This window comes from [Clostridium] scindens (assembly GCF_019597925.1).
Lineage (GTDB): Bacteria > Bacillota > Clostridia > Lachnospirales > Lachnospiraceae > Clostridium_AP.
This window is the reverse complement of record NZ_CP080442.1, coordinates 562,897-585,063: the sequence shown is the minus strand read 5'-3', so window position 1 is coordinate 585,063 and position 22,167 is coordinate 562,897. Positions and strand designations below refer to the sequence as shown.

Here is a 22,167-nt window from a genome sequence, read left to right as displayed (position 1 = left end):
TTATTCTACAAGAAAGCTAGTACTATTTTTAGAACCTCTTTTATAACCTCGCCACTTCCCCGGCATGGCTGATATCATAGCCTCCGGCCTCCCGGGCCTTTTGCGCGAATGCGCTGCTTTTCAGCACTTCAAGGAACTTTTTAATCTCCTCTAGTTCCAGGGACTCCTGTTCTATAGCAAAGTCGTACTCTTCTTCTCCCACAGGTATGAAGTCCAGATCCATCGCGTGGGCCGCCGAATAGATTCCCATCCCTGCGTCTGCCCCTCCATTTTTCACCAGGGCCGCTACTGCCATATGGGTCGCGGCTTCCTTGTCGTAGCCGTCAATCTCCTCTGGACGGATTCCGGCTGTCTTCAGCCGGTAATCCAGCAATACCCTGGTACCGGCGCCTCGCTGCCTGTTGACATACATAACCCGCGTCAAGTCCTCGATCCCGCGGATTCCTTTGGGATTGCCCTTCTGGACAATGATCCCCTGGATACGCTTCACCCCTTTGATCAGCGCCATACGTTTACCCGGGAATAGTTTTTTCAGATAGGAGACATTGTATACCCCCGTCTCCTCATCCAGCAGATGGGTCGGCGCAATATGCGTCTCTCCCCGCTTCAGCGCCATCAGTCCTGCCATGCTCCCTACATGGGTACTGGACAGGAAGGTTCCCGGATAAGATAGCGGCATCAGGTCTGCCAGAAAGTCCAAAATCAGGTCATGGCTTCCGATGGATACCACCGTGTGCTCAATCTCTTCTAAGTCCCGGTAGAGTTCGACTTCCACCGTCTCGCCTGCTTCTACTCCTTCGCTGTTCTGGTCAATGACGCAGAATCCGTCCGCCCGCACCAAACTCATGGCAGCCCCCGCGCCTCTTGCCAATGGGGAGGCGATCAGCTTGTCTCCTACCTTTCCTACCTTGACCCGCACATATTCCCGGTGCTTAAGCGAGGACACCAGACGTTTGGAAAGTACTGCCTTGACGGTATGTCCGGCGTAATGGCGTTCTCCTGACATCCTGTCCATCACAGGCCTGACAAAATTCTCAAAGTCGATGTATGCGGAAACCGGATAGCCTGGCAGGCCTATCACCGGCTTGCCATCCACAATGGAGAGGATCACCGGCTTGCCCGGCTTGATTGCCACCCCATGGACGAGCACTTCTCCCATCTCCCGTAAGATATGTACAGTGTAATCTTCCGTCCCCGCGCTGGATCCGGCATTCACCACCACGATGTCGTTCTCTTCATGGGCTTTTTTTATGGCGTCCTTAATCTTGTCATAATCGTCCTCCACCGGCGCATATCGACGGGGGATGCCTCCGTAATTGATGGTCATCGCCGCGAACATACGGGAATTGGATTCAATGATATCCCCCTCGCCCGGCTCTTTGTCCGGCTCTATGATCTCCGTCCCCGTAGGGATCAATCCCACCCTAGGACGCTTTATCACTTCGACTTCCAGTATGCCGCCGCTTAGAAGCACGCCAATGTCGATTGGCCGTATCTTATGGCTGCCGGGAAGCAGCATTTCTCCTGCCACGATATCTTCTCCTATAGGGCGCACATGCTGCCAGCCGCTGGCCGCCTCCATGATCTGTACCACGTCTTCCTCCGCTTCCAGCAGGTCTTCCGCCATAATCACCGCGTCATAGGGCGGATGTACCGGATCTCCTGTATCTACGATCTGATAATCCTTCCCTCTGACGAGGGTGAGCGGATTCTCCTGCGTTGCTCCGGCTGTCTCCTTCGCGATCACGGCAATGCCGTCCATGGCTGCCGCATTGAACAGCGGGGAGCAGCATCTGGCGTAAATTGCCTTTGCCGTCATCCGCCCTAAAGATTCTTCTACCGGTATCTTCTCCGTCCTCCTGACGGCAATCGCCTTCAGCGCATCCTGGTATAATGCCTGCGCCTCCTCCACTGGTATGGTTTTTAAGTATAGATTCCGTTTTCCCATGGCTCCTCCTTCAAATCTCGTATACAGATACCCGCTCTCCCTTTTTCAGCCCTTCCTTATTCTCTTCAATCAATATATAGCCGTCCGCCCCGGAAAGCGTGCTGATAAGTCCGGAGCGGCCAAATATCGGGATGGCTGAAAGGCTTCCGTCTTCTAGTCTGGCAAGATGCACCAGCTGGCAGGTCAGTTTGCCCGGCGCTGCCGGAAGGTTCGTAGAAATGGCTGCCGTTCGGGGATAAGGCTCCATCTCCCCTGTCGACGCACGCCACAGCCACCCAATCACCAGCCTAAATACCAGCATGGCTGCCGCCGGGTGTCCCGGAAGTCCAACAAGCAGGGTCTGTGTAGGCCGGTCATATCCCAGGATCGTAGGCTTGCCCGGCTTAAGGGCCAGCCCATGGGTAAATGCTCCTTCGCTGGCCAGCTCGTCTATGACGGAATTGGTCTCATCCTTCTTCCCCTGGGAGCTTCCTCCCGAGATCACTACGATATCGCTGTGTTCCATTCCTTTTCGCGCCGTCTCCAGAAGCAGTTCCCGGTCATCTTTGAGCACCGCGCATTCCGTCACCTCAAAGCCCATCCGCCTGGCCGCCGCATAGATCCCATACGTGTTGATATCCCGCACCTGCCCTGGCTTTGGCGTCTCCCGGGGCGCCACCAGTTCATCTCCCGTGGATATCACCGTGATCTTCCACGGACAGTATGTACGAACCCTGGTGATTCCAAGCGCTGCCAGGGCTCCGATTGCCTGGGGCGTAATCTTCGTCCCTTTTTCCAGAACTTTCTGTCCTTCCTTCATATCATCCCCGGCTTCTACAATGTTGGCTCCTACTGGCACCGGCTTGTAGACTGCCGCTTCTGTATCCGAGAACAGTTCGCAGTACTCCACCATTACGACGCCATCTGCACCTTCCGGAATCATGCCGCCGGTAGGAACGTAGACGCAGGTGCCGGGCGTGACTTCCATCTCTGGCGCACGGCCCATCTCCACCTCCCCCACGATCCTTAAGAATGCGGGAATACTCTCGCCTGCGCCTCCGGTATCCGCTGCCCGGACTGCATAGCCGTCCACCGTAGTTCTTCGGAATAAGGGCACATTCTCCCTGGCACAGACGTCCTCTGCCAGCACGTATCCTTGTGCCGTTAAAAGTTCCTTTTCTTCTACTCTAAGCGGCGAGCCCTCCATCGCTCTTATCACCTTCCGGCGGGCCTCCTCCAATGTGTCTACATTCAGCAATTTCATGATTTCACAAACCTTCCTTTTTCCATATAGTGGATCTGGTCGCAGAGCTGATAGATGTGATCCAGCTGATGATTTACGATCATCCAGGTAATCGGCGCCTCTTTCTGCACCTCCACGATCATTCCCTCAAATAGCGCCTCGCTCTCCGGGTCCAGATTGGACAGCGTCTCATCCACCATAATCAGTTTGGGATGGAAGATCAGCGCCCGCAGGAAGGACAGTTTCTGGCGCTCCCCGCTGGAGAGGGATTTTGCGTACTGCTTCTTCTGGCTCAAAAGCCCTGCTCTTTCAAGCATCTGGTCTACCGCATCCTCATCCGGCCTGATCCCTCGAAGCGTAAGCGGGTATATCAGGTTCTGATAGACGGATGCATCCATCAGATAGGGCCTCTGGGACATCATCGTGATATCCCGGCCCGTAAGCCCCTCATAATCAATGCTCCCGCCGTCCGGCTTCAATATTTTGGCCACCATCTTAAGGAACACCGTCTTGCCGCATCCGTTAGGACCCACGATCCCGTGGATCTTTCCCGGCTCTATATATAAATCATCAACTTCCAGATGGAAGTTTCCAATCGTCTTTTCCAAGTTAGTAATTTTCATCCTCCGCCTCCTCTTTCTGGAGTATATCGCATATCCACTGCAATAGGAATGCCATGACCAGAAGCAGGACTCCAAGCGCCACTCCTTCCGTGAATATGCCCTGGCTCTTTAGCAGCGAGATCGTCGTCGTCATCGTGCGCGTCCTGCCCTTGATATTGCCGCCCACCAGCATGACTGCCCCCACTTCGCTGATGGAGCGCCCGAATCCGGTAACCATGCAGAAATAGATTTCCTTTTTCATCTCCCGCACCGTCAGTTTCGCCGTCTGCCATCTGTCCGCCCCCATAGTCACCGCGAATACTCTGATCGAAGGCGCCGTCTTCCTTGCATAGGAATAGATCATCCCGCATATGATGGGGGTAATGATCAGCGTCTGCGCGATCACCATCCCCTTGATGGTAAATAGAAGCGACAAAGGGCCCAAAGGCCCCCTGCGCATTATCAGGAGATAGACCACCAGGCCCACGACCACCGGCGGCACTCCCATCAGCGTCCGGTTGAACCGGACGACAATCTTCTTTCCGGGAAACTGGAACCTCTCAAGGAGAAGCCCCAGCACGATCCCCAGCACAGATGATATCGCGGTAGAACAGACCGCCATCGTAAATGTCACTTTGATGGCGCTGATAATTCCCGGATCTGATATCACGCTTTTTAACCACTCTACCATCTGCTAATACCTCCTATCTATGAATCGGTACCTGCATTCGGCGTAAACAATGCCTGCCCGTACTCGTCGATTCCATATTCCCCGATCAGTTTCTGTATTTTGTCAGAGCATATCCACTCGATAAAATCATTGGCTCCTTCATTATTCAATTCCGGATACTTCTCCGGATTAACGGCGATCACCCCATACTGGTTCAGCAGGTTCTTGTCTCCTTCGCAGATAATCTCAAGCTCGCTTTCAAGCGTCGCGTCCTTACTCTGCTTAAGCCAGGTTCCTCTGTCCGTCAGGCAGTAAGCCTTCTGCTCGTCCGCCATGGTAATGGTCGCGCCCATTCCTTGTCCGGACTCTACGTAGTTCGGATCTGAAGCAGGGTCAAGCCCTAACTCGCTCCATATCTTCTTCTCCTTCTTATCCGTACCTGAGTCGTCGCCTCTGGATACGAATGAAAGCTGGTCATTGATGATCTGTGTGAATACGGCATTGATGTCTTCTGTCTTGGCGATAGGCTCTTTCGGGCCAATCACTACGAAATCATTATACATGACAGGAAATCTCTCCACGCCATAGCCGTTTGCAATGAATTCCTCCTCGCTGGCCTTTGCATGGACAAGTACAACGTCCACGTCCCCATTCTCTCCCATCTTCAAGGCTTCTCCGGTACCTACGGCATTCCATTCCAGATCCCATCCCGTGTCCTCTTTAAACAGCGGCTTCAGATAGTCCAGAAGTCCCGTATCCTCCGTGCTGGTCGTGGTCGCCATCATAAGCTTCCCTTTATCCTTCACCGAGTCCTTGGATTCTGCCTCTTTTTTTGGCTCCTCTTTCTTGGGCTCTTCTTTGCTCGCGCAGGCCGCAAGCCCCAGACACATTGCAGCTACAAGCATCACTGCCAAAACCTTCTTTTTCATACAATTCTTCCTCCTTTTCAGCATGTACCATTACATTCTATTGCCACGCTCCCATTAAAAAAATGGCCTCTGAAAAAGAAGACCACGCAAAATACACCTATCGATGTCTGCGGATATTCTTTTCAAATATGGAAGGCGCCCTCTTTTCAAAAAGCACCCATTGGCCTGCTGTCATGGCATCTTTTGCTACTTTAGACAGCCAGGCTCGAATTCCTGCAATTGATATGTAATTTTTAATTGGTTACTATCTTTAAAATGTCGCCGGCTTTAATCACACCTCCTTTGATTACTTTTGCGAATACGCCTTCCCTGGGCATGATACAATCGCCCATTTTCTGGAATATCTCGCATCCATGGTGGCATTCCTTCCCAATCTGCGTCAGTTCCAAGATGACATCATTACATTGAAAGATCGTGCCAATCGGCAACGTTTTAAAATCAATCCCTTCCACTACCAGGTTCTCTCCGAAAGCCCCATCTGCCACCTGGGCGCCCTTCTTCCTAAATTCCTCGATCTTATCATAGGATAACAGGCTAACCTGCCGGTGCCATTTGCCTGCATGGGCATCGCCCTCGATTCCATAATCTTCGATGAACACTGCCTGTTCTACGCTTGTCTTCTGCGTTCCCTTGGCCGGGCTTGTGCAGACCGCTATCACTTTTCCCACCGTTATCATCCTCCAATCTTTGACATCTGCCTTTGTTCAAATCCTTCCCCTTCTGCCTGTTCAAAATGGTGGCTTCTGGGTTTTCTGTATATAGCATCCTCTATAAGCATGGCTAGTTCTTCATCTGATTGCCCGCGCCGCAGCGGTCCCTTTATATCCGTTCCACTTTCATACTGGAGGCAGGGCTTTAAGAAGCCTTCCGAGGCAAGCCGGATACGGTTGCATTCCCCGCAGAACTTATGGGATATGGCGCTGATGAATCCTATCCTTCCTTTAAATCCCGGAAATTTTACGTAAACGCTCGGACCATTTCCACATTTCCCGTAAAAGAGGGTCTCCTGCCCATAGGCTTTTCTAAGCGCCTCAAGGATATCATCCTGGCTCCTCCCATGGAACTCTTTTCCCAGCCCTATAGGCATCATCTCAATGAAGCGCACGTCCACCGGCAGATCCCTGGAGAGCCCTGCCAGTGCCGTCCACTGTCCTTCATTGACATTTCTCATAGGAACGCAGTTGATCTTGACCTTGACCTGCGGATACCGAAGCGCTTCCTTAAGTCCCTCCAGGGCCTTATCAAGCATATCCCGGCGCGTGACCGAGGCATACATGATAGCGTCCAGCGTATCCAGGCTGATATTGACAGCATCCAGCCCTGCTTTGGCAAGTTCCTCCATCTGGCTTTTTAATTCTACGCCATTGGTCGTCAGCGTCACCTGCTCGATGCCTTCGCATCTCTTCAGATCTCTTACGAGGCTATAGAGGCCCTTGCGTACCAGCGGCTCTCCGCCGGTCAATTTTACTTTCGATATCCCCATCCGGGCGCACAGCCCGGCAATTCTTACAATCTCCTGATAGGTCAGGATTTCTTCATGCGCCACCTGCTCTACGCCTTCCTCGGGCATGCAGTAGACACATCTCAGATTGCAGCGGTCCGTCACCGATATTCGGATATAATCTATGGTTCTTCCATACTGGTCTTTCACATTGCGTTCCTTCTTTCAAGCGTCATTTTCTGTTTTAAGTCTATTCCGTGCCATAAGCGTGCGCCATCACGTCTGCCAACTTCTTCTTCCTGCAGTCCGGGCAGAGATACGTCGGTTCTTCGCCGCAGCGCATTGCCGCATAGTCCATCTCTTCTTTTGTTCCTACGGCCGCGCCGCATTCCTTACAGCGGATCAGTTCAAACTCCCGTCCCCAGATGCTTCGCGTCTTCTCATCTTCCGCAAAATCAATGGCTCTGGTGGGACAGATCTTTGCGCAGCTTAAGCAGCCGATACACGCGCTGCTAGGCTCGTCGTAAGGCGTGGATATCTTCTTGGAAGTTCCGCGCATGACGGTAGAGATGGCTCCTGTTCCAAGGCTTGCGCACGCCCTGGCACATAGTCCGCACATGATGCACTTCTCCCCTTCTATCGGGGCAAAACGGCTGCCATCCATGGCTCCATACTGCTTGCACAGGAGTTTGATCTCCGTGCTTTCCGGGGCTCTTGCCGCCAGAAGCATCAGGACTGCTCCCCGGTCTTCCCTGACCCGGGCGCTGTCCGTATACACCTCGCAGGGCCGCTCCACCGGGTATACGCAGGATACCACGATCTTGCTTCTTTTGTTTTCCACCACTTCCACCAGGCACACCCGGCAGCATCCTTGTTCCGCTACGCCAGGATGATGGCATAAGGTCGGTATGTAAAAGCCATTCCTTCTGGCTACTTCAAGCAGGAACTCTCCCTTTTCGCAGGTACATGCTTTTCCGTTGATCGTAATCTCTATCATGCCTGCTGCCCCCTTTCCGCGGCATCATTTCTTCCCAGGGTAATGACCGCGTCAAACTTGCACGCTTCCCTGCAGCTTCCGCAGGCGATACATTTCTCCTGGTCAATGGCATGAATTTCCTTCTTGCCGCCGCTGATCGCATTCGCCGGGCACCCTCTGGCGCACATATCGCAGCCAATACATTTCTCCGGCTGTATGGCGAACCTGGTCAGTTCCTTGCATACGCCCGCCGGACATCTCTTCTCGCGGATATGCGCCTCGTATTCTTCCCGGAAATACTGGATCGTCGTCAGCACCGGATTGGCTGCCGTCTTTCCGAGGCTGCAAAGGGACGCGTCCTGCATAGCCCGCCCCAGGCGTTCCAGCAGTTCAATATCTCCTTCTCTTCCCCTGCCCTCGCAGATATCCGTAAGGATCTCCAGCATCCGCCTTAAGCCCTCGCGGCAAGGCGTACATTTTCCGCAGCTTTCCTCGCACAGGAAGTTGGTGTAGTATCTGGCCACCTCCACCATGCAGCTTCTGTCATCCATAACGATCATACCGCCGGAGCCCATCATGGCTCCGTACTTCGCCAGCGAATCAAAGTCCACTTCCAGATCCAGCATGGATTCCGGAATACAGCCTCCTGACGGCCCTCCCGTCTGTACAGCCTTGAACGCCCGGTTGTTCAGGATTCCTCCGCCGATATCATAGATCAGGTGGCGCAGGGTCGTGCCCATTGGCACTTCTACAAGCCCGGTCCTTTTTACCTTTCCTACCAGGGCAAAGACCTTCGTCCCGCTGCTGCCTTCTGTTCCAATATCTGCAAAGGCCTCCCCGCCTTTCTTAATGATCACCGGTATATTAGCCAGTGTTTCCACATTGTTGAGCACGGTAGGCTGGTTCCACAGGCCTCTTTGCACGGAACGGATATACTTAGCCCGGGGCTCTCCCACCCGTCCTTCTATTGATGCCATCAACGCCGTGGACTCGCCGCATACGAACGCGCCGCCGCCCCTGACTACCGAAAGTTCCAGCCTGTGGGACGAGCCCATCACGGATTCGCCGATAATGCCTCTGGCCTTTGCATCCTCGATGGCTTTCTTTACATGCCGCACTGCCAGGTCGTACTCATCCCGGATATAGAAGAAGCCTTCCTCAGTTCCTACCGCTACCGCGGCGATGGCCAGTCCTTCTATGACGCAGTGGGGATCGCCTTCCAGAATCGAGCGGTCCATGAATGCGCCCGGGTCTCCCTCGTCTCCATTGCAAGCCACATATTTGGGGAAATTCTCATAAGAAGCGGCAGTCCTCCATTTCCTCCCTGCCGGGAAACCGGCTCCGCCTCTTCCCCGAAGCCCTGACTTCTCTACTTCGGAAATGATTTCGTCCGATGTCATGGATACCGCCTTCTTAAGAGCCTCGTATCCGCCTTCTTTTAAGTAGTCTTCTATATTCTCGGGATCAATCTTCCCGATATGTCTTAATGCCACCTTCTGCTGATGGGCATAGAATGGATTCTCTTCCTGGGAGCGTACCCTCGCGCCGCTGTCATCCTGATACATGAGCCGCTTGATCTCTTCTCCCCCCAGAACCGTCTTCTCTATAATCTCTTCTGCGTCCTTAGGCTTTACTTTATAGTATACCAGATTATCCGGCATAATTTTCACGATCGGCCCATTTTCGCAGAATCCATTGCAGCCGGTAGTCTTAACTTCCGCAATCACCTGGGCCTTGGCCCCTTTTGCCTTTGCTGCCTCCGAGAGCGCCTCGGCAACCTTCATGCTGCCATTAGCCCGGCATCCGGTACCACAGCATATAAGAATCTGCTTCTCCATCTATGCAGCACCACCTTCCCGGACATCCTCGATAATCTCTCTTAGTTTCTCCAGCGTCACTTTTCCATAATAGACATCATCCACCACCAGCACCGGCGCCAGCGCGCAGGAGCCAAGGCAGTTCACTGTCTCGAAGGAAAACAGCCCGTCTTCTGTCGTCTCGCCGGGTCCGATGCCCAGTTCTCTCTCTATCCCGTCAATCAGCGTAGATGCGCCGCGGATATGGCACGCCGTGCCATCGCAGCATTTGATGATATGCTCGCCTTTTGGTACCAGGCTCAATGCCTTGTAAAACGTCGCCATGGCATACAGCGCCGATACCGGACACCCAAGATATCCGGCAAGAGCCTCTAATCCTTCCCTTGGCACATACTGGTAAGTCCTCTGCATATCCTGCATGATAGCCAGTGCATATCTCTGGCTGCATTCATAGGAATGAATGATCCTCTCAATACTTTCTTTGGAAACTTCCAACAATTCCACCACCTTTAACCGCCTGCCACGACCGGAAAGATCGACACCACATCGCCGGGAAGAAGCTTCGCATGGATGCCTCCCAGATGTGCCACATGCCTTCCATTAATCAGAATAATGATCTCTTCTCCCAGATCTTCCCCATCCGGCGTAAGCATCTTTTTCCTCAGCCTATCCCCGTAAACGTCGCATAAGGAATGCGCCAGATGATAGAGATCTTCCTCATAGGGGAAATCCGTCGTCTTGCAGCCGGTATAATCTCTGAGATAAGCAAAAAACTTGATCTGCATTGCTTCATCTCCTTTTGCCTGCGGCAGGGCCGCTGCCCTGCCGCAATTTATGATTCATGATTCCGTTCTATAATCCTAATTCCTTTTCTTTATCTGGTGTCGGAACGCCTTCTGCATCCCATCCTCTAACCTGATAATACTCTGCCAGCATGGTATAGAGGTCATTCACCTTGCCCTTGGCAGGCCCTTCCGGCAGATGCTCCCTAAGGAGCCTCGGCGGCAAGGTATCCTTCTCCACGCCGGCAGCGATGTTGAACTTCTTCTCAAGGTTCCAGACACGCTCGCCCTTCAGCAGGATATCCGTATCCGATTCATCGCTTCCTACTGCCTCCCGGTACTGCGCCGCTACTTCTGGCAGTCCGATGGCAAATGAGGTGAACAGGCAGATTCCTACAGAATCGATCAGCGCGGTAAGATCCTGGAATACCTTCAGCATAGAGGCCTTTCCTTCTGTTACCAGCGGATCCATCTTAACCGGAAGCCCCAGGACTTCCGGGGACGTCATATAGCCACGCACATGGCAGCCGCCACGGTTGGAAGTAGCATATTCAAGGCCGATTCCCTGCATCGCGCGTCCGTCATAGGCCGGCATCTCCTGTTTCTTTACGGACATAGAAAGTTCTGGATGGCCATATCTTTCTGCCAGCCGGTAAGAGCCCATAGCCAACTGTGCGCCGAATCCTTCATTCTTTCCTGTCATCTCCGCCAGTCTTACCATCGTCGCCGCATCCCCGAACCGGATCGGGATGCCGCCAGTGTCCTCTTCTGTGAGGTATCCTGCCTCGAACAATTCCATCGCGCAGGCAATGGTGGAGCCAAGCGTGATCGGATCGAATCCATATTCATTACAGATGAAGTTGGCCTTGCACACCGCCTCCAGATCATCAATGCCACAGTCCGCGCCAAAGGACCAGCCTGCCTCATACTCGGGGCCCTCTCCCCTGGACTTGAACGGTCCATCCGGGATGTCTACGATACGCCCGCATCCGATACAGCATCCAAAGCATCCTTTGTTTCGAACCAGATATTTTTCTGCCAGCGTCTCGCCGGATATGTTATCCGCATCCGCATACAAGGAACCGTCACGCCCATTGCGCAGCGGCAGCGCTCCCGACTCATTGATAATGTTGACCAGGATCTCCGTTCCATATGCGCCCAGGCCTTCTCCTGTAACCGGATGTGCTTTCAGTACCTTCCTTGCGTTTTCAATGGCATCCATGAAGCCTTCCGGTCTTGCAACGTAGATGGACTTCGTCCCCTTCACCGCCACTGCCTTAAGCTTCTTGCTTCCCATAACCGCTCCCATGCCGCCTCTTCCTGCCGCACGGTGCTTGTCGTTCATAACGCCCGCGTACAGGCACAGGTTCTCGCCTGTAGGCCCGATACAGGAGATCCGGAAGGAAGATCCGCAGGCCTTATTCAGTTCGTCTGTCGTATCATATACCGTCTTTCCCCACAGTTCCTGCGCATCTCTTAACTCTACCGTATCGTCATTGATATACAGATAGACCGGATGATCGCTTACGCCTTCAAAGATGATGCCGTCATAGCCTGCATACTTCAGTTCTGGCCCAAAATGTCCGCCGGAATTGGCAGCGCCTATGGTTCCGGTAAGCGGTGCTTTCGCTACGACCTCGAAACGGCCGCTGCAGGATGCCGCGGTTCCGGTAAGCGGGCCCGTCATAAATATCAGTTTGTTATCTGGTCCAAGCGGGTCTGTCTGCGGATCCACCTCGTCGCAGAAATATTTCGTTCCCAGCCCTCTTGCACCTACAAAATCCTGTGCGGACTTCATATTCAGCGGTTCTTTTGTTATACTGCCGTTCGATAGATTTACTCTGATAATCTGTCCCATATATCCATACATCATGCTTTTGCCTCCTCTCCAAACACATCTTTAAAGTGGTCGGCAATCGCACGCTTTCTGTCGATACCCTCTTCCGGATCCTCATAAGAGATGGCTCCTGTCGGACAGAACTTGGCACATTTGGGGTCTCCGCCGCACAAATCGCACTTATGTACCTGCCTTCTCTCTGTATTAAACCCGATATTGCCGAGAGGACATGCATTCATGCACATCTTGCATCCGATACACTTATCCGGATTGATAATAACAGCATCCTTCTCGTCCCTGAATATAGCGCCTACCGGACAGACCTCCATGCAGCAGGGCTCTTCGCACTGCATGCACATCATCGGCACGCTGATGGCTGCCTCCTCATAGGCCATTACGCTGACGTTGGCAAATCTTGGATTGAATGCTCCATTGTGCCCGAAAGAGCAGACCAGTTCGCAGGTTCTGCATCCCAGGCATTTTTCGGGCTTAATTAATAACTGCTTACCCATTAGCCAATACCTCCTTCTCTACATAGAAAAATCCATTATCACGCCCCGCATAATAATGGACTCCTTCGCAATCAGGCAGGCAGCGCCGTTACCCGCGCTACCCATTGGTCCCGCCTTCCCGTATGCTTATCGGCATCCATACGTCAGAAATCCGGGACTCGGAGTTTATTTACTTGTTCTAGTACTCATTATAATATAAAGTGACTGATAATACCACAAATTTCCATAAATTATCATTAATTATTTCATCAGCATGTCCAATTACGTTAATAATTTGTCAATTTAACAGTCATCTTCTCCACATATCGGACATGAGGGATTCTTAAATACCGGAATTTCTTCCACGGTTCCATAGATTCCATCGTAGCTTAGCACGCTGCCTCCTTTTCGCTCCTGACCAGCCAGATACGCCACCGCAAGCTGGGCCTCCAACGCTCCGACAATCATCGTAGTGGTTCCCAGGGAGCTGCTTATATGTTCCGGTTCTTTCCCCTCCGGATTCATGCAGGCCAGGCAGGGATCCTGCCTTCCGGTCACGGCGGTCACCGTTCCATAGTGCCCGTCTATGGCTCCGTCGATCAGGGGCTTTCCGGCTTCTTTTGCCAGCCGGTTGATCAGCAGGCGGGTCTTGACCTTATCCACCGCGCAGATAACCAAATCAAACGATGATACGATTCTTTTCCCATTCTCCCGGGTCAGCCGTTCTTCCCATATCTCAAGCTCGATATCCGGCCGGAACCGCTGAAGCCATGCTCCGGCGCAGGCCGCCTTTCTCTTTCCGATATCGGAAGGGGTATACAGATACTGCCGGTTTAGATTCGACCGTTCTACCACGTCCCCGTCCATGATTCCGATCCGCCCCACGCCAGCCTCTGCCAGCGCGGTCAATACCGGGCATCCAAGCCCGCCGGCCCCCACCACCAGAACGGATGCCCGCTCAAGCCTCTCCTGGGCCTCTCTTCCCATCCCGGGAACCATCATCTGCCTTTCATAGCGCTGCCAGTCATATTCCTGGCTACCTGGCTTTGTCAGCAAGTCGCCTGTACGGATCTCCCCGTCCTCAAGCGCTGTGGCAAACCAGCAGCAGTCCTTCAGCATACAATCCATCCCTGTCTTGTACCGCCCGCACTCGTCAAAGCAAGCGCCTTTCCTATCAGTAATCAGAAGCAGGGCGCTGCCTGCGCGGATCTTGTCTCCGACTTCAAGCCTCATCCGGCCCTCGATCATCAGGTTCGCCTTTATCCTGGAAAAGCACAGCCCTTTTATCTCTTCCTCTTCTACAAAGCGGCTGGCATCTTCCCACATAATGCTGATCTGCTTTTCCTGGTCCATACAATGCCGGTCTCCTTCGATCCCGCCGTTTCTGACGACACGCACAGCGGCTTCCTGCCTTCCCAGCATATTCTTCGCTTCAAATACCTGAATCCTGCTTATTCTTCCTGCATTCATTCTATGCACCTCCGCATTCTCCATCCCTTCCTGTAAGGATGCCAAGCCCGTGCTCCAAGGAGGACAGGATGAATGAGAGATTTTCCCTGACAGCCTTCGTGCTGCCCGGAAGATTGATGATCAGCGTCTTTCCCCGGATCACCGATACGCCCCGGCTTAGCATGGCGCGCGGAGTGACTTGAAGGGAGCAGTAGCGCATGGCATCGGCGATTCCCTGCGCATTTCTCGTAGCCACATGCAAGGTTGCCTCCGGCGTACAGTCCCGCTGGGCAAATCCGGTTCCCCCCGTAGTGAGTATCAGATCCATATGGTCATCGTCGCACAGACGGATCAGTTCCTTCTCGATCATCTCCTGCTCATCCGGGAGCAGCAGCCTCTCCTCGATACTGTAGGAATCTTCCGGCAGCATCTCGCAGATCAGCGGACCGCTTTTATCCTCTCTTTCTCCCCTGTAGCCCTTGTCGCTTAAGGTAATGACAGCTGTTTTCCATTTATAATCGTCCATAATATTGCCTCCTTTCTATGGGCTTATTATAGCCCCTTTTACATCCCCGTGTATACGTAAATTTGCTTGGATCATTTGATCAAAAAACTGCCGGCAGTCATACGTGACCCCGGCAGTCCTTTATGCAGATATCCTATTGTACCGCTACTCCCTTGATAGTGATTCTTGTGCCCCATAGAAACTTCACAAGCCCCAGCTTGATATTCTCGGATACCGAGATGCCTCTTTCCGGCACGAACAGTTCGCCCGTTTCCGTCGGAATGCTTTTAAACCCGCTTGCCTTTAACTCCTCTTTTTCTTCCTCATCAGCAAACCTTGCTGATATATCCTCGTAGGAGCCGCCTCAGGTGTTGCACGTTTCTTTGAATAAAACGATATTCTTTAATTTCTTATTTTCCATGTAATCTCTTAATTTTTTATCTATTACTGCCTTCATAGTGATCCCTCCTGATTTCGTTGCTTGGTTTGATTTGTTGGCATTATCATAGCGCAATCCAAAGGGATCTTCTGTGACCGGGTTACAAAATCTCATATTTTCCCAAGTTTTATTGTATTTCCCTCAAGCGGACTGTATAATATCTAACCATACAGTATCAGGGACACCATTATCTCATATACGGAGGAATGAAAATGCAGATCATCTATGAACAGAAGTTAAAAGACTATATGGACAAGAAGGGATTCTGCGCGATTGTCATTGAGTCCTACGCCGGGCATTCTTGAACAGGCCGTCCGGAAATCTCAGCAAGGTTTGCTGACCAGAGGCTCTCCAAAAGCCTGAAAGAACACAGAAAAGTCGTCCGCATCATCCCCGGAGAGGCGGGCGAACTCCTGATTCTCTCCCCAGCCCTCATCTATGAGGACATTATCAGGCTGCGCCTGAAAAGTTTTCTTGGCATCAAGGTGGTAGAAGTGGAAGGCATCCGCCCTTAGCCTATGCAAGGGTCAATAGTTTATCTGCCCCCAGAAGTTCCAGATCCTGCCTGTCATGCGTAATGACAATCAGGGTCTTTTCTTTTGCGTTCTTACGGATATAATCAGCCGTAACGATCTTCGTCTCTTCATCCAGTCCCTTTAACGGCTCATCCATCATGATGCAGGCGCACGGTGCCAGAAGTGCCCGCAGGATCGCGACCCTGCGCTTCATCCCTCCGCTCAGTTCCCGCACGGGCTTTCCAAATGCCTCCCCAAGCCACAGCGCCTCCATCTCGCGGCGTAGTTCTGCTTCGCCTTTGTCTGACACAAGCTTCAGATTCCGGATGGCGCTTACATTCTCGCATAGCCTGTCTTCTTGAAATACGGCGCTTATCTTTCCGTAAGGGACGCCTTCTACCCGTCCTTCATCCGCACCTTCCAATCCAAGAAGAATCCGCATAAGCGTAGTCTTTCCGCACCCGGATGGGCCCATGATGCAGGAGATTCTCCCCTCCGGGAAACAAAAAGCCAGTTTCTTAAGAACTACCTGGTCTCCGTAGGACTTGCTTACATTGTCTACAATAATATCCATCCTTCTATGTCCTTTCTATCCACTGGATGATTCTGCCTAGTCCCCACAGGAAACATTTTTCAAACAAGAAGCTGATCGTAATGATTACCAGGGTCCAGGCAAACAGGTCCGGCGTATTCAGGTAGATCTTGGCGTGGTACAGTTTCTCTCCAATAGAGCCTTCCGGCACGCCGATCACTTCCGCCGCCGTCCCGGCCTTCCAGCAAAGTCCGAGGCCAAGGCTGCAGGCAGTCAGCAGATAAGGCAGTGCCTGCGGCAGATAGATATACAGCGCCCGCTTTCCCTTCCCTATGGAAAATACATCGGCCATTTCCAGCAGCTGTTCGTCTGTCCTCTGGAGTCCTTCCAGCAGATTTGCATAAATCACAGGAAAGACGATCAGGAACGAGATAAATACCGCCAGATTCCTGGAGGGGATCCATATCAGGCATAAGATAATGAACGATGCTACCGGCGTAGATTTCACGGCGGTTACCAGCGGATGAAACAGAATCTTCACCGTCTCAAAGCGATAGGACAGGATTGCCAGAAGGGCCCCGATCGCCAGAGCGCTTAGGAATCCTCCTATAATCCTCCCAAAACTGAACCAGACAGATATCCAGAATTCCTGCGTCACCAGCAGTTCGGATAGTTTCCGGGCCACGGATACAGGCGAGGCCAGGAGAATCTCCTGGCCCAGCCACATGCTGCCAATCTGCCAAACCAGCAGCCAGAAAGCCACCGCCAGAATGCGGATGATTATCCTGGAACTTCTGGAATGTATGTTCTTCTTATCTTGCATAATAGAAGTCATCATCCGGTACTGCACCTCCGACGGTCTCCGGATTCTGCTCTAGCAAGGTATTTAGATATCCGGAGAGCATGGTCTTCATCTCTTTGCCTTCCACGAATACGATGCTGCACTCCGGAATTGCCTTTACTGCTACTTCTTTGGCTATGATATCATGGTTTCCGATGATCTCAGCAGCCGCCTGCGTATCCTCATTGACAAAATCCACCGACTTTTTGTAGGCCTCCATAAATGTCTCCACTTCCTTGGGATGCTTTTCCAGGAATTCCTTGCGGACGACCGCAACGCCTGTCACCAGGCGGCTTCCATCTGCCGTTCCGCTTTCCCACAGTTCATTCAGATCCAGAGCAATCCTTAGCTGGTCGTTCTTCATCAGCGCCGTAGTCACGAAAGGCTGGGGCAAAAGACCTACTGCCGTCGGGTCTGCCGCCAGAGCCGCAACTACCTCCGCATGCTCGGACTTGTACTCAATGGTTACGTCGCTTAGAGGATCGATGCCATGCGCGGTAAGCACGGAGTTAAGAGCGTACTCCGGCGTCGCCCCTTTTCCGCTTGCATAGATCGTCTTTCCCTTCAAGTCTTCCACCGACTGGATGCTATTCCCATTTTCCACCAGATAGAGAATGCCTAATGTATTGACTGCCAGCACGTTCACCTGCTTCTGCGTCTTCTGATACAGGACGGCTGCCAGATTCGCTGGAACCGCGGCAATATCCACTTGTCCCTGGACTATCATCGGCACGATCTCATCCGGAGATGCCGAGATCGTGAACTCATACTGGTCATCGTCCAGCATCTGCGCCATTCCCATAGCCGTTGGCCCCTTAAGCGCCCCTACCTTGATCGGAGTCTGGGATTTTGCTTTATCGTCTTTCTTGGCCTGCTCTTCTTTGGCCGTATCTGCCTTCTTGTCCTCTTCCTTTGCGCTGCATCCCGCAAGCGCCGCCGTACAAAGGCACAGCACCATCAGCCATGCGGCCAGCCTTCTCTTCTTCATAATATTTTCCTTCTTTCTTTAAGTAGATTAATTTCTATTATACCTCTTTTTCCCTTAATGTACTATTGCAAAATATATTCACCAATATGTAAAATATAGTTGACATTCTTTGAGAAACCGATTATTCTATAGTCAAGAGGAGGCACGGGATAGGATGAAGAATAAAAAAATGAAGATGGCCCGCCTAAGCCTCGATATGTCCCAAGAGATGCTTGCCGCCAAAGTAGACGTAACACGTCAGACAATCGGCATGATAGAGGCGGGGAAATTCAATCCATCACTAAAATTATGCATTGCCATCTGCAAGGTTCTGCATGTAACATTAGACGATCTATTCTGGGAGGAGGATGAATATGAAGAAAATAGTTGATGAACGACAGGAATTAGAATTATTAAAAATAGAACGGGCAGGCTTCTACGTGTTGTTTTTTGCCCTTGCGGCCGATATTTCGGCTAAGACATTATTTTTCCAGGTACCTTTTAGAGCGTTGATCGGGGAAAATGTCGCCTTTCTGGCAGGCTGCGTCACAATCCTGGCCGGATGTATGAAGAGAGGATTATGGAACTATAGCTCTAAGCCCGGGCTTAAGAACTATCTGCTGTCAAGCCTGATAGGAACCCTCATATTCGGCCTGATGTTCCTGGCTTCCCTTATATACCGGGAGATCCCGCACGCTGGCTATGCAGCCCTGATTTTTGCAATCTCCATCTTTATCCTGATGTTCGCGACCCTTGCGGCTATTGGGGAATATACGAAGAAAAAGCAGGCGAAGCTGGATCAGGAATATGAAGATGAATAAGCAAGGATTGAGGTGATTCTATGGATTTTGAGCAAGATTATATTATGCGTATGATTCAGGATGTCGTACGGTTCCTGATGCAGCTGATCACCGGCAGGCAGCAGTTTCAGTATGACTTTGCTAATTTCACAGGCAACATGACCGGCAATGATAACTTTGCCCGTCTCATCGCCCTTGCAGATGCCGGAAGGATCAACAGCGCGGAAAATATGATGTACGAAGATCTTGACCCTGAGGATAAGGAATATCTGATGCTGGGCCTTGCCTTCTATTCCCACATCAATGAATACTCGGATGATTTCCTGACTGCAGCCGATTACTCCCGGGCCGAGATCCAGGAGGGCATCCGAAGCCTCCTGAATGAGTATGGGATCACCGGGCTTGACGCCATCTATGAATCTTTGGACTAAACGCTCACCCGTCAAGGCAAGATACGATTTGCCGCTTTCTTACAATTATGGTAGAATAGGGATAAATAAAAAAAGAAAGAAGGCATGTCAATATGAACAAAGAAGTATTAGATTATGTAGTTGAAAAGACACACGAATTGATCGACGCGCCAACATGCAGCAGCGAAGCCAGAGAAGCGGCTAAGGCCTGGCTGGATGCACTTGGGACAGATGCCGAAGCTGCGGAAACGAAGAAGTATATTGACGAGTTGGAGGCAGATATCATGCCGATCGACACCTTGATCAGTTTTGCAGAATCCGAAGGTGGAAGTCAGTGCTTTGGCGCGGACGCTGCCAAGAATATTGCGGCACATGCCAAAGAGATCAAGGCTGCCGGAGCCAAATACTGCGACTGCCCGGCCTGCGTAGCCGTAGCCGCGATTCTGGAAAAGAAAGAAAGTCTTCTTTAAAACAGACTGAACCAACTTCGGCAATGCACTCCGTTTATAGTCTAAAGCAACAGGACATGAGACTCTCTATAGAGTGATGCATGTCCTGTTTTCTATTTATCGTATCTGTATGCATATCCATAATTTTTTCTCATCTTCTATCTGTCATATTTGGCGGCAAACCTTTTCATGATTTGACCCACCGTTATGATTCCTTTAGAAACACCAGCGTATCCGCATCAGAATATTTCTGTGAAAAATGGTAGCCCAACTGGCTGAATCCCTTGATTCCTTCCATGTCTTCTACCTGGTTCTTTGCCAGATAGCGGACCATCTCTCCACGGGCCATCTTCGCCAGTGTTCCCTTCTCAACCACCTTATCACCGATCAGCTCTGCAAAGACACAGGTAATAAACCGGATATCCTGCCGCAGATATCTGGATATGCATTTGCTGTATTCCTTTGAGGCCAGATTCAGAATGAATGGATCCTCTTCAAATAACGCGTCTGCCAATGCGCTGCCCCAGAATTCATACAGCGAGCCAAGCGAAGGGCGCTGTCTATGATTCCCCATCTTGGCCTGCATCTCCAGCCGGTAGGGCACGACGCCGTCAAACGGCTTTAAGATTCCATAGAATCCGGATAGTATGCGTAGGTGCTCCTGAAGGTAGGCAAATGCCTCTTCCTCCATAACCGCCGGGGCCATATACTGATACTGGATGCCTTCGTAAGACAGGATGGCGGGCGTCAACGATTTTTCCAAATCCATCTTGCTAAAACGCCGGTAATTCAGTTCCGCGATCTTGTCATTGCATTTCCAGATCGTCTTGCATTGACTGTAATCCAATGACTGCATATAATCTAACAATTCCTGGGTCTTGTCAAGAAAAGCCGGGAGTTCCTGGCAGGGGAATACATCTGTATTGTCATTCATTTTCTTTGCCGGTGATATAATAATGCGCATCTTTCGTCTCCTTTAGTACTTCTGAACCAGCAAAAGCACGGGAGCCTAGTGGCCCCTGTGCTTCTCCTTTTTCTTCTGCTGCCTCAATTCAAACTTGCGCAACTGCTCCGCCTCTCTTTGCTCCCGGCTTCTGCTTTTGCGCTCCGTCTTCCTCTCTTCCAACTGTAATTTCAGCGCCTGCTGGGATTTTGTTCCGATCCCGGCGGCCTCCGTCTGCCTGCGGGCCTCTTTCTGCCTGCGCTTTGGATTCACTTTCGCCTCTTTTACAGCCGTTTCAACAGCCGGACTAAAGCGTAACCTGTCATAACCGCGTAGCAGGATATCCCAGACCTCATAATCCTTCGGCTCTGCTCCGAATGTAATCTTCGAAGCCGAAAGGCTTCCTTCTGCGATCCTCTCCACCACGCCGACCCAAAAAGGATCTTCAAAAAATACCGTCAGTGTTACTAATACTTTGTCCATGTTCTTTTCCTCCTTAATGAAAACATAAGCAAAAGAATGGACGACCTAAGGAGGAAGGTTACTGACAGCCCGCGCAAATAGCACAGTGCCGCGCCCGGACTACCAACCGGACTGTATGCATAAGCATACGTTGTGTTTTTATCTTTGCTGATTACATACTATCTTTTTTCGATCGGAACGTCAAGTTGGCGGCCTAATCAGGACAAATTAAGATTATACCGCAGGATATCCATCGTAAGCCAGTCAATAGCATCCTGCCATGTCTGAAATACCGTATGGCCTTTTCGCCGCATAAGCCAGGAGAAATAGGTGCTGACTATCGCCGCGCCGCCCCTTGTGCCCTTTTGCGTCATCTCCTGCTCTATCCGAAAGCCCTCCAGCATCTTCTGGTACTTCCGGCTCCGATACAGAGGATTCCGGCTGCTAAGAAGGCTGGCCTTACCCGACAGCCTGTATAGCACCTCTACATTTTCCAGGGCCTTTCCCACCAGTTCTGCGCTGCGGTATACCCCGAAAGAATACGCCATAACCTTGCGGCTGCCCCGGTCGATCAGCGCGCACATATAGAGTTCGCCGTCCCGGACCGTCTTATATGTCCCGATCCCTACGCACAGTCCGGGCGGAAGCAATTCTCGTTTTGTATCTTCTTCATAATATATTATGGATTCTCGGACGACTGCCATATCTTCTCTGTCAATGAACGGCCGTAATTCCTCATCCTGCTTCCACCTGTATAATTCATCCGCAATCTCCTCATATTGCTCCAGATACAGGATTGGATTCAGGGTCAGAAGCCTCATCTGGCGGCCCCATTCCCCCCGAATCTTCGTGGAGAAGCCTTAGTTCCAGAAAATTACTTGGCTGCATTATAGAACTCCTTTAGTTCCGCTCTCTTCTCTGCAGACAATTCACTTTTTCTGATGCCTTGGATTGCGCCTTCCAGCGCGAGCAGGCGGTGCATTCAGGTGGAATCATCAATCGCCTTGATCTTAAGCCACGCCTGCTGGCTCCCCATCTCTTTCAACTGCTCATAAGTCGTGATTCCTACTCCCTGAAGCTGTTCCTCTACCTTTGGGCCGATATTCGGCAGTTTCGATAATTCTCCCATATGATACCTCC

At 51.6% G+C, this 22,167-nt stretch carries 25 protein-coding genes, 1 pseudogene and 2 riboswitches; of the genes and pseudogenes, 4 read left to right on the top strand and 22 right to left on the bottom strand.

The window, feature by feature from the left end; all coding sequences use genetic code 11:
* Positions 1–40: 40 nt before the first annotated feature.
* From K0036_RS02610 to K0036_RS02525, 18 genes are all read right to left on the bottom strand, one after another.
* A complete protein-coding gene (locus K0036_RS02610; protein ID WP_220430680.1) occupies positions 41–1,948 on the bottom strand; it encodes a molybdopterin biosynthesis protein in 1,908 nt (635 codons plus the stop codon).
* Positions 1,949–1,958: 10 nt separating this feature from the next.
* Positions 1,959–3,191 (bottom strand): gephyrin-like molybdotransferase Glp, encoded by a 1,233-nt coding sequence (gene glp / locus K0036_RS02605; RefSeq protein WP_220430679.1) that lies wholly within the window; start codon positions 3,189–3,191, stop codon positions 1,959–1,961.
* A complete protein-coding gene (locus K0036_RS02600; protein ID WP_025645501.1) occupies positions 3,188–3,793 on the bottom strand; it encodes an ATP-binding cassette domain-containing protein in 606 nt (201 codons plus the stop codon). Before K0036_RS02600 ends, glp begins: the two co-directional genes overlap by 4 nt.
* A complete protein-coding gene (locus K0036_RS02595) occupies positions 3,780–4,463 on the bottom strand; it encodes an ABC transporter permease (RefSeq protein ID WP_220430678.1) in 684 nt (227 codons plus the stop codon). Before K0036_RS02595 ends, K0036_RS02600 begins: the two co-directional genes overlap by 14 nt.
* A gap of 17 nt (positions 4,464–4,480) precedes the next feature.
* Positions 4,481–5,371 (bottom strand): substrate-binding domain-containing protein, encoded by an 891-nt coding sequence (locus tag K0036_RS02590; RefSeq protein WP_220430677.1) that lies wholly within the window; start codon positions 5,369–5,371, stop codon positions 4,481–4,483.
* Between the two features lie 99 nt (positions 5,372–5,470).
* A riboswitch (molybdenum cofactor riboswitch) is annotated at positions 5,471–5,594 on the bottom strand.
* Positions 5,595–5,604: 10 nt separating this feature from the next.
* Positions 5,605–6,048 carry an MOSC domain-containing protein gene (locus K0036_RS02585; RefSeq protein WP_044955619.1) on the bottom strand — a complete coding sequence of 148 codons (444 nt, stop codon included), beginning with the start codon at positions 6,046–6,048 and terminating at the stop codon, positions 5,605–5,607.
* A complete protein-coding gene (moaA, locus tag K0036_RS02580; protein WP_220430676.1) occupies positions 6,045–7,022 on the bottom strand; it encodes a GTP 3',8-cyclase MoaA in 978 nt (325 codons plus the stop codon). Before moaA ends, K0036_RS02585 begins: the two co-directional genes overlap by 4 nt.
* A gap of 40 nt (positions 7,023–7,062) precedes the next feature.
* On the bottom strand, positions 7,063–7,809 hold the full coding sequence (locus K0036_RS02575) for a 2Fe-2S iron-sulfur cluster-binding protein (RefSeq protein ID WP_220430675.1): 747 nt from the start codon (positions 7,807–7,809) through the stop codon (positions 7,063–7,065).
* A complete protein-coding gene (locus tag K0036_RS02570; protein ID WP_220430674.1) occupies positions 7,806–9,626 on the bottom strand; it encodes an NADH-ubiquinone oxidoreductase-F iron-sulfur binding region domain-containing protein in 1,821 nt (606 codons plus the stop codon). The genes K0036_RS02575 and K0036_RS02570 overlap by 4 nt, the downstream gene beginning before the upstream one ends.
* Positions 9,627–10,112 (bottom strand): NADH-quinone oxidoreductase subunit NuoE, encoded by a 486-nt coding sequence (gene nuoE / locus K0036_RS02565; protein WP_220430673.1) that lies wholly within the window; start codon positions 10,110–10,112, stop codon positions 9,627–9,629.
* A 2-nt stretch (positions 10,113–10,114) separates the two neighbouring features.
* Positions 10,115–10,390 carry a MoaD family protein gene (locus tag K0036_RS02560; protein ID WP_025645516.1) on the bottom strand — a complete coding sequence of 92 codons (276 nt, stop codon included), beginning with the start codon at positions 10,388–10,390 and terminating at the stop codon, positions 10,115–10,117.
* A 67-nt stretch (positions 10,391–10,457) separates the two neighbouring features.
* Entirely contained in the window at positions 10,458–12,260 is a 1,803-nt protein-coding gene (locus tag K0036_RS02555; RefSeq protein ID WP_330627199.1) for an aldehyde ferredoxin oxidoreductase family protein, read from the bottom strand.
* Positions 12,257–12,736, bottom strand: coding sequence for a 4Fe-4S dicluster domain-containing protein (locus tag K0036_RS02550; protein ID WP_025645519.1), 480 nt, complete (start codon positions 12,734–12,736; stop codon positions 12,257–12,259). Before K0036_RS02550 ends, K0036_RS02555 begins: the two co-directional genes overlap by 4 nt.
* 45 nt (positions 12,737–12,781) lie before the next feature.
* Positions 12,782–12,912, bottom strand: a riboswitch (molybdenum cofactor riboswitch).
* A gap of 106 nt (positions 12,913–13,018) precedes the next feature.
* Positions 13,019–14,185 (bottom strand): ThiF family adenylyltransferase, encoded by a 1,167-nt coding sequence (locus tag K0036_RS02545; RefSeq protein WP_256184009.1) that lies wholly within the window; start codon positions 14,183–14,185, stop codon positions 13,019–13,021.
* Between the two features lies 1 nt (position 14,186).
* Entirely contained in the window at positions 14,187–14,690 is a 504-nt protein-coding gene (locus tag K0036_RS02540) for a MogA/MoaB family molybdenum cofactor biosynthesis protein (protein WP_220430672.1), read from the bottom strand.
* Positions 14,691–15,624: 934 nt separating this feature from the next.
* A complete protein-coding gene (locus K0036_RS02535) occupies positions 15,625–16,197 on the bottom strand; it encodes an ABC transporter ATP-binding protein (RefSeq protein ID WP_220430671.1) in 573 nt (190 codons plus the stop codon).
* A 4-nt stretch (positions 16,198–16,201) separates the two neighbouring features.
* The gene (locus tag K0036_RS02530; protein WP_259283374.1) at positions 16,202–16,993 is read right to left on the bottom strand and encodes an ABC transporter permease; all 792 of its coding nucleotides are present in this window, start codon (positions 16,991–16,993) and stop codon (positions 16,202–16,204) included.
* Positions 16,968–17,984, bottom strand: coding sequence for an ABC transporter substrate-binding protein (locus tag K0036_RS02525; RefSeq protein ID WP_220430670.1), 1,017 nt, complete (start codon positions 17,982–17,984; stop codon positions 16,968–16,970). The genes K0036_RS02530 and K0036_RS02525 overlap by 26 nt, the downstream gene beginning before the upstream one ends.
* Before the next feature lie 154 nt (positions 17,985–18,138).
* On the opposite strand from K0036_RS02525, the gene K0036_RS02520 reads away from it, so the two are divergent.
* The 4 genes from K0036_RS02520 to K0036_RS02505 all read left to right on the top strand — a co-directional run bounded on the left by K0036_RS02520 (position 18,139) and on the right by K0036_RS02505 (position 19,643).
* Positions 18,139–18,354, top strand: coding sequence for a helix-turn-helix transcriptional regulator (locus K0036_RS02520; protein ID WP_004608126.1), 216 nt, complete (start codon positions 18,139–18,141; stop codon positions 18,352–18,354).
* Positions 18,338–18,784 carry a DUF6773 family protein gene (locus K0036_RS02515; protein WP_220430669.1) on the top strand — a complete coding sequence of 149 codons (447 nt, stop codon included), beginning with the start codon at positions 18,338–18,340 and terminating at the stop codon, positions 18,782–18,784. Before K0036_RS02520 ends, K0036_RS02515 begins: the two co-directional genes overlap by 17 nt.
* A 20-nt stretch (positions 18,785–18,804) precedes the next feature.
* Positions 18,805–19,194, top strand: coding sequence for a DUF6483 family protein (locus K0036_RS02510; protein ID WP_025645535.1), 390 nt, complete (start codon positions 18,805–18,807; stop codon positions 19,192–19,194).
* Positions 19,195–19,286: 92 nt separating this feature from the next.
* On the top strand, positions 19,287–19,643 hold the full coding sequence (locus K0036_RS02505; protein WP_220430668.1) for a molecular chaperone Hsp90: 357 nt from the start codon (positions 19,287–19,289) through the stop codon (positions 19,641–19,643).
* 184 nt (positions 19,644–19,827) lie between these two features.
* Here K0036_RS02505 and yaaA read toward each other — a convergent pair whose 3' ends face one another.
* The 4 genes and pseudogenes from yaaA to K0036_RS02485 all read right to left on the bottom strand — a co-directional run bounded on the left by yaaA (position 19,828) and on the right by K0036_RS02485 (position 22,156).
* The gene (gene yaaA / locus K0036_RS02500) at positions 19,828–20,586 is read right to left on the bottom strand and encodes a peroxide stress protein YaaA (protein WP_220430667.1); all 759 of its coding nucleotides are present in this window, start codon (positions 20,584–20,586) and stop codon (positions 19,828–19,830) included.
* A 45-nt stretch (positions 20,587–20,631) separates the two neighbouring features.
* Entirely contained in the window at positions 20,632–21,048 is a 417-nt protein-coding gene (locus K0036_RS02495; protein WP_220430666.1) for a YjdF family protein, read from the bottom strand.
* Positions 21,049–21,245: 197 nt separating this feature from the next.
* Positions 21,246–21,848, bottom strand: coding sequence for a hypothetical protein (locus K0036_RS02490; protein WP_220430665.1), 603 nt, complete (start codon positions 21,846–21,848; stop codon positions 21,246–21,248).
* A gap of 53 nt (positions 21,849–21,901) precedes the next feature.
* Positions 21,902–22,156: pseudogene (locus tag K0036_RS02485) on the bottom strand (TfoX/Sxy family protein).
* Positions 22,157–22,167: the final 11 nt, after the last annotated feature.

Excerpts from the sequence above, each read along its gene's own strand:
- K0036_RS02585 (WP_044955619.1), bottom strand. The coding sequence starts at position 6,048 with ATGATAACGGTGGGAAAAGTGATAGCGGTCTGCACAAGCCCGGCCAAG.
- K0036_RS02550 (WP_025645519.1), bottom strand. The coding sequence starts at position 12,736 with ATGGGTAAGCAGTTATTAATTAAGCCCGAAAAATGCCTGGGATGCAGA.
- K0036_RS02520 (WP_004608126.1), top strand. The coding sequence starts at position 18,139 with ATGAAGAATAAAAAAATGAAGATGGCCCGCCTAAGCCTCGATATGTCC.
- K0036_RS02510 (WP_025645535.1), top strand. The coding sequence starts at position 18,805 with ATGGATTTTGAGCAAGATTATATTATGCGTATGATTCAGGATGTCGTA.
- K0036_RS02530 (WP_259283374.1), bottom strand. The coding sequence starts at position 16,993 with ATGATGACTTCTATTATGCAAGATAAGAAGAACATACATTCCAGAAGT.
- K0036_RS02555 (WP_330627199.1), bottom strand. The coding sequence starts at position 12,260 with ATGATGTATGGATATATGGGACAGATTATCAGAGTAAATCTATCGAAC.
- K0036_RS02610 (WP_220430680.1), bottom strand. The coding sequence starts at position 1,948 with ATGGGAAAACGGAATCTATACTTAAAAACCATACCAGTGGAGGAGGCG.
- K0036_RS02495 (WP_220430666.1), bottom strand. The coding sequence starts at position 21,048 with ATGGACAAAGTATTAGTAACACTGACGGTATTTTTTGAAGATCCTTTT.
- K0036_RS02595 (WP_220430678.1), bottom strand. The coding sequence starts at position 4,463 with ATGGTAGAGTGGTTAAAAAGCGTGATATCAGATCCGGGAATTATCAGC.
- K0036_RS02505 (WP_220430668.1), top strand. The coding sequence starts at position 19,287 with ATGAACAAAGAAGTATTAGATTATGTAGTTGAAAAGACACACGAATTG.
- K0036_RS02535 (WP_220430671.1), bottom strand. The coding sequence starts at position 16,197 with ATGGATATTATTGTAGACAATGTAAGCAAGTCCTACGGAGACCAGGTA.
- K0036_RS02515 (WP_220430669.1), top strand. The coding sequence starts at position 18,338 with ATGAAGAAAATAGTTGATGAACGACAGGAATTAGAATTATTAAAAATA.
- K0036_RS02575 (WP_220430675.1), bottom strand. The coding sequence starts at position 7,809 with ATGATAGAGATTACGATCAACGGAAAAGCATGTACCTGCGAAAAGGGA.
- K0036_RS02560 (WP_025645516.1), bottom strand. The coding sequence starts at position 10,390 with ATGCAGATCAAGTTTTTTGCTTATCTCAGAGATTATACCGGCTGCAAG.
- glp (WP_220430679.1), bottom strand. The coding sequence starts at position 3,191 with ATGAAATTGCTGAATGTAGACACATTGGAGGAGGCCCGCCGGAAGGTG.
- K0036_RS02490 (WP_220430665.1), bottom strand. The coding sequence starts at position 21,848 with ATGAGGCTTCTGACCCTGAATCCAATCCTGTATCTGGAGCAATATGAG.
- K0036_RS02590 (WP_220430677.1), bottom strand. The coding sequence starts at position 5,371 with ATGAAAAAGAAGGTTTTGGCAGTGATGCTTGTAGCTGCAATGTGTCTG.
- K0036_RS02600 (WP_025645501.1), bottom strand. The coding sequence starts at position 3,793 with ATGAAAATTACTAACTTGGAAAAGACGATTGGAAACTTCCATCTGGAA.
- K0036_RS02570 (WP_220430674.1), bottom strand. The coding sequence starts at position 9,626 with ATGGAGAAGCAGATTCTTATATGCTGTGGTACCGGATGCCGGGCTAAT.
- K0036_RS02540 (WP_220430672.1), bottom strand. The coding sequence starts at position 14,690 with ATGGACGATTATAAATGGAAAACAGCTGTCATTACCTTAAGCGACAAG.
- K0036_RS02525 (WP_220430670.1), bottom strand. The coding sequence starts at position 17,984 with ATGAAGAAGAGAAGGCTGGCCGCATGGCTGATGGTGCTGTGCCTTTGT.
- K0036_RS02545 (WP_256184009.1), bottom strand. The coding sequence starts at position 14,185 with ATGAATGCAGGAAGAATAAGCAGGATTCAGGTATTTGAAGCGAAGAAT.
- yaaA (WP_220430667.1), bottom strand. The coding sequence starts at position 20,586 with ATGCGCATTATTATATCACCGGCAAAGAAAATGAATGACAATACAGAT.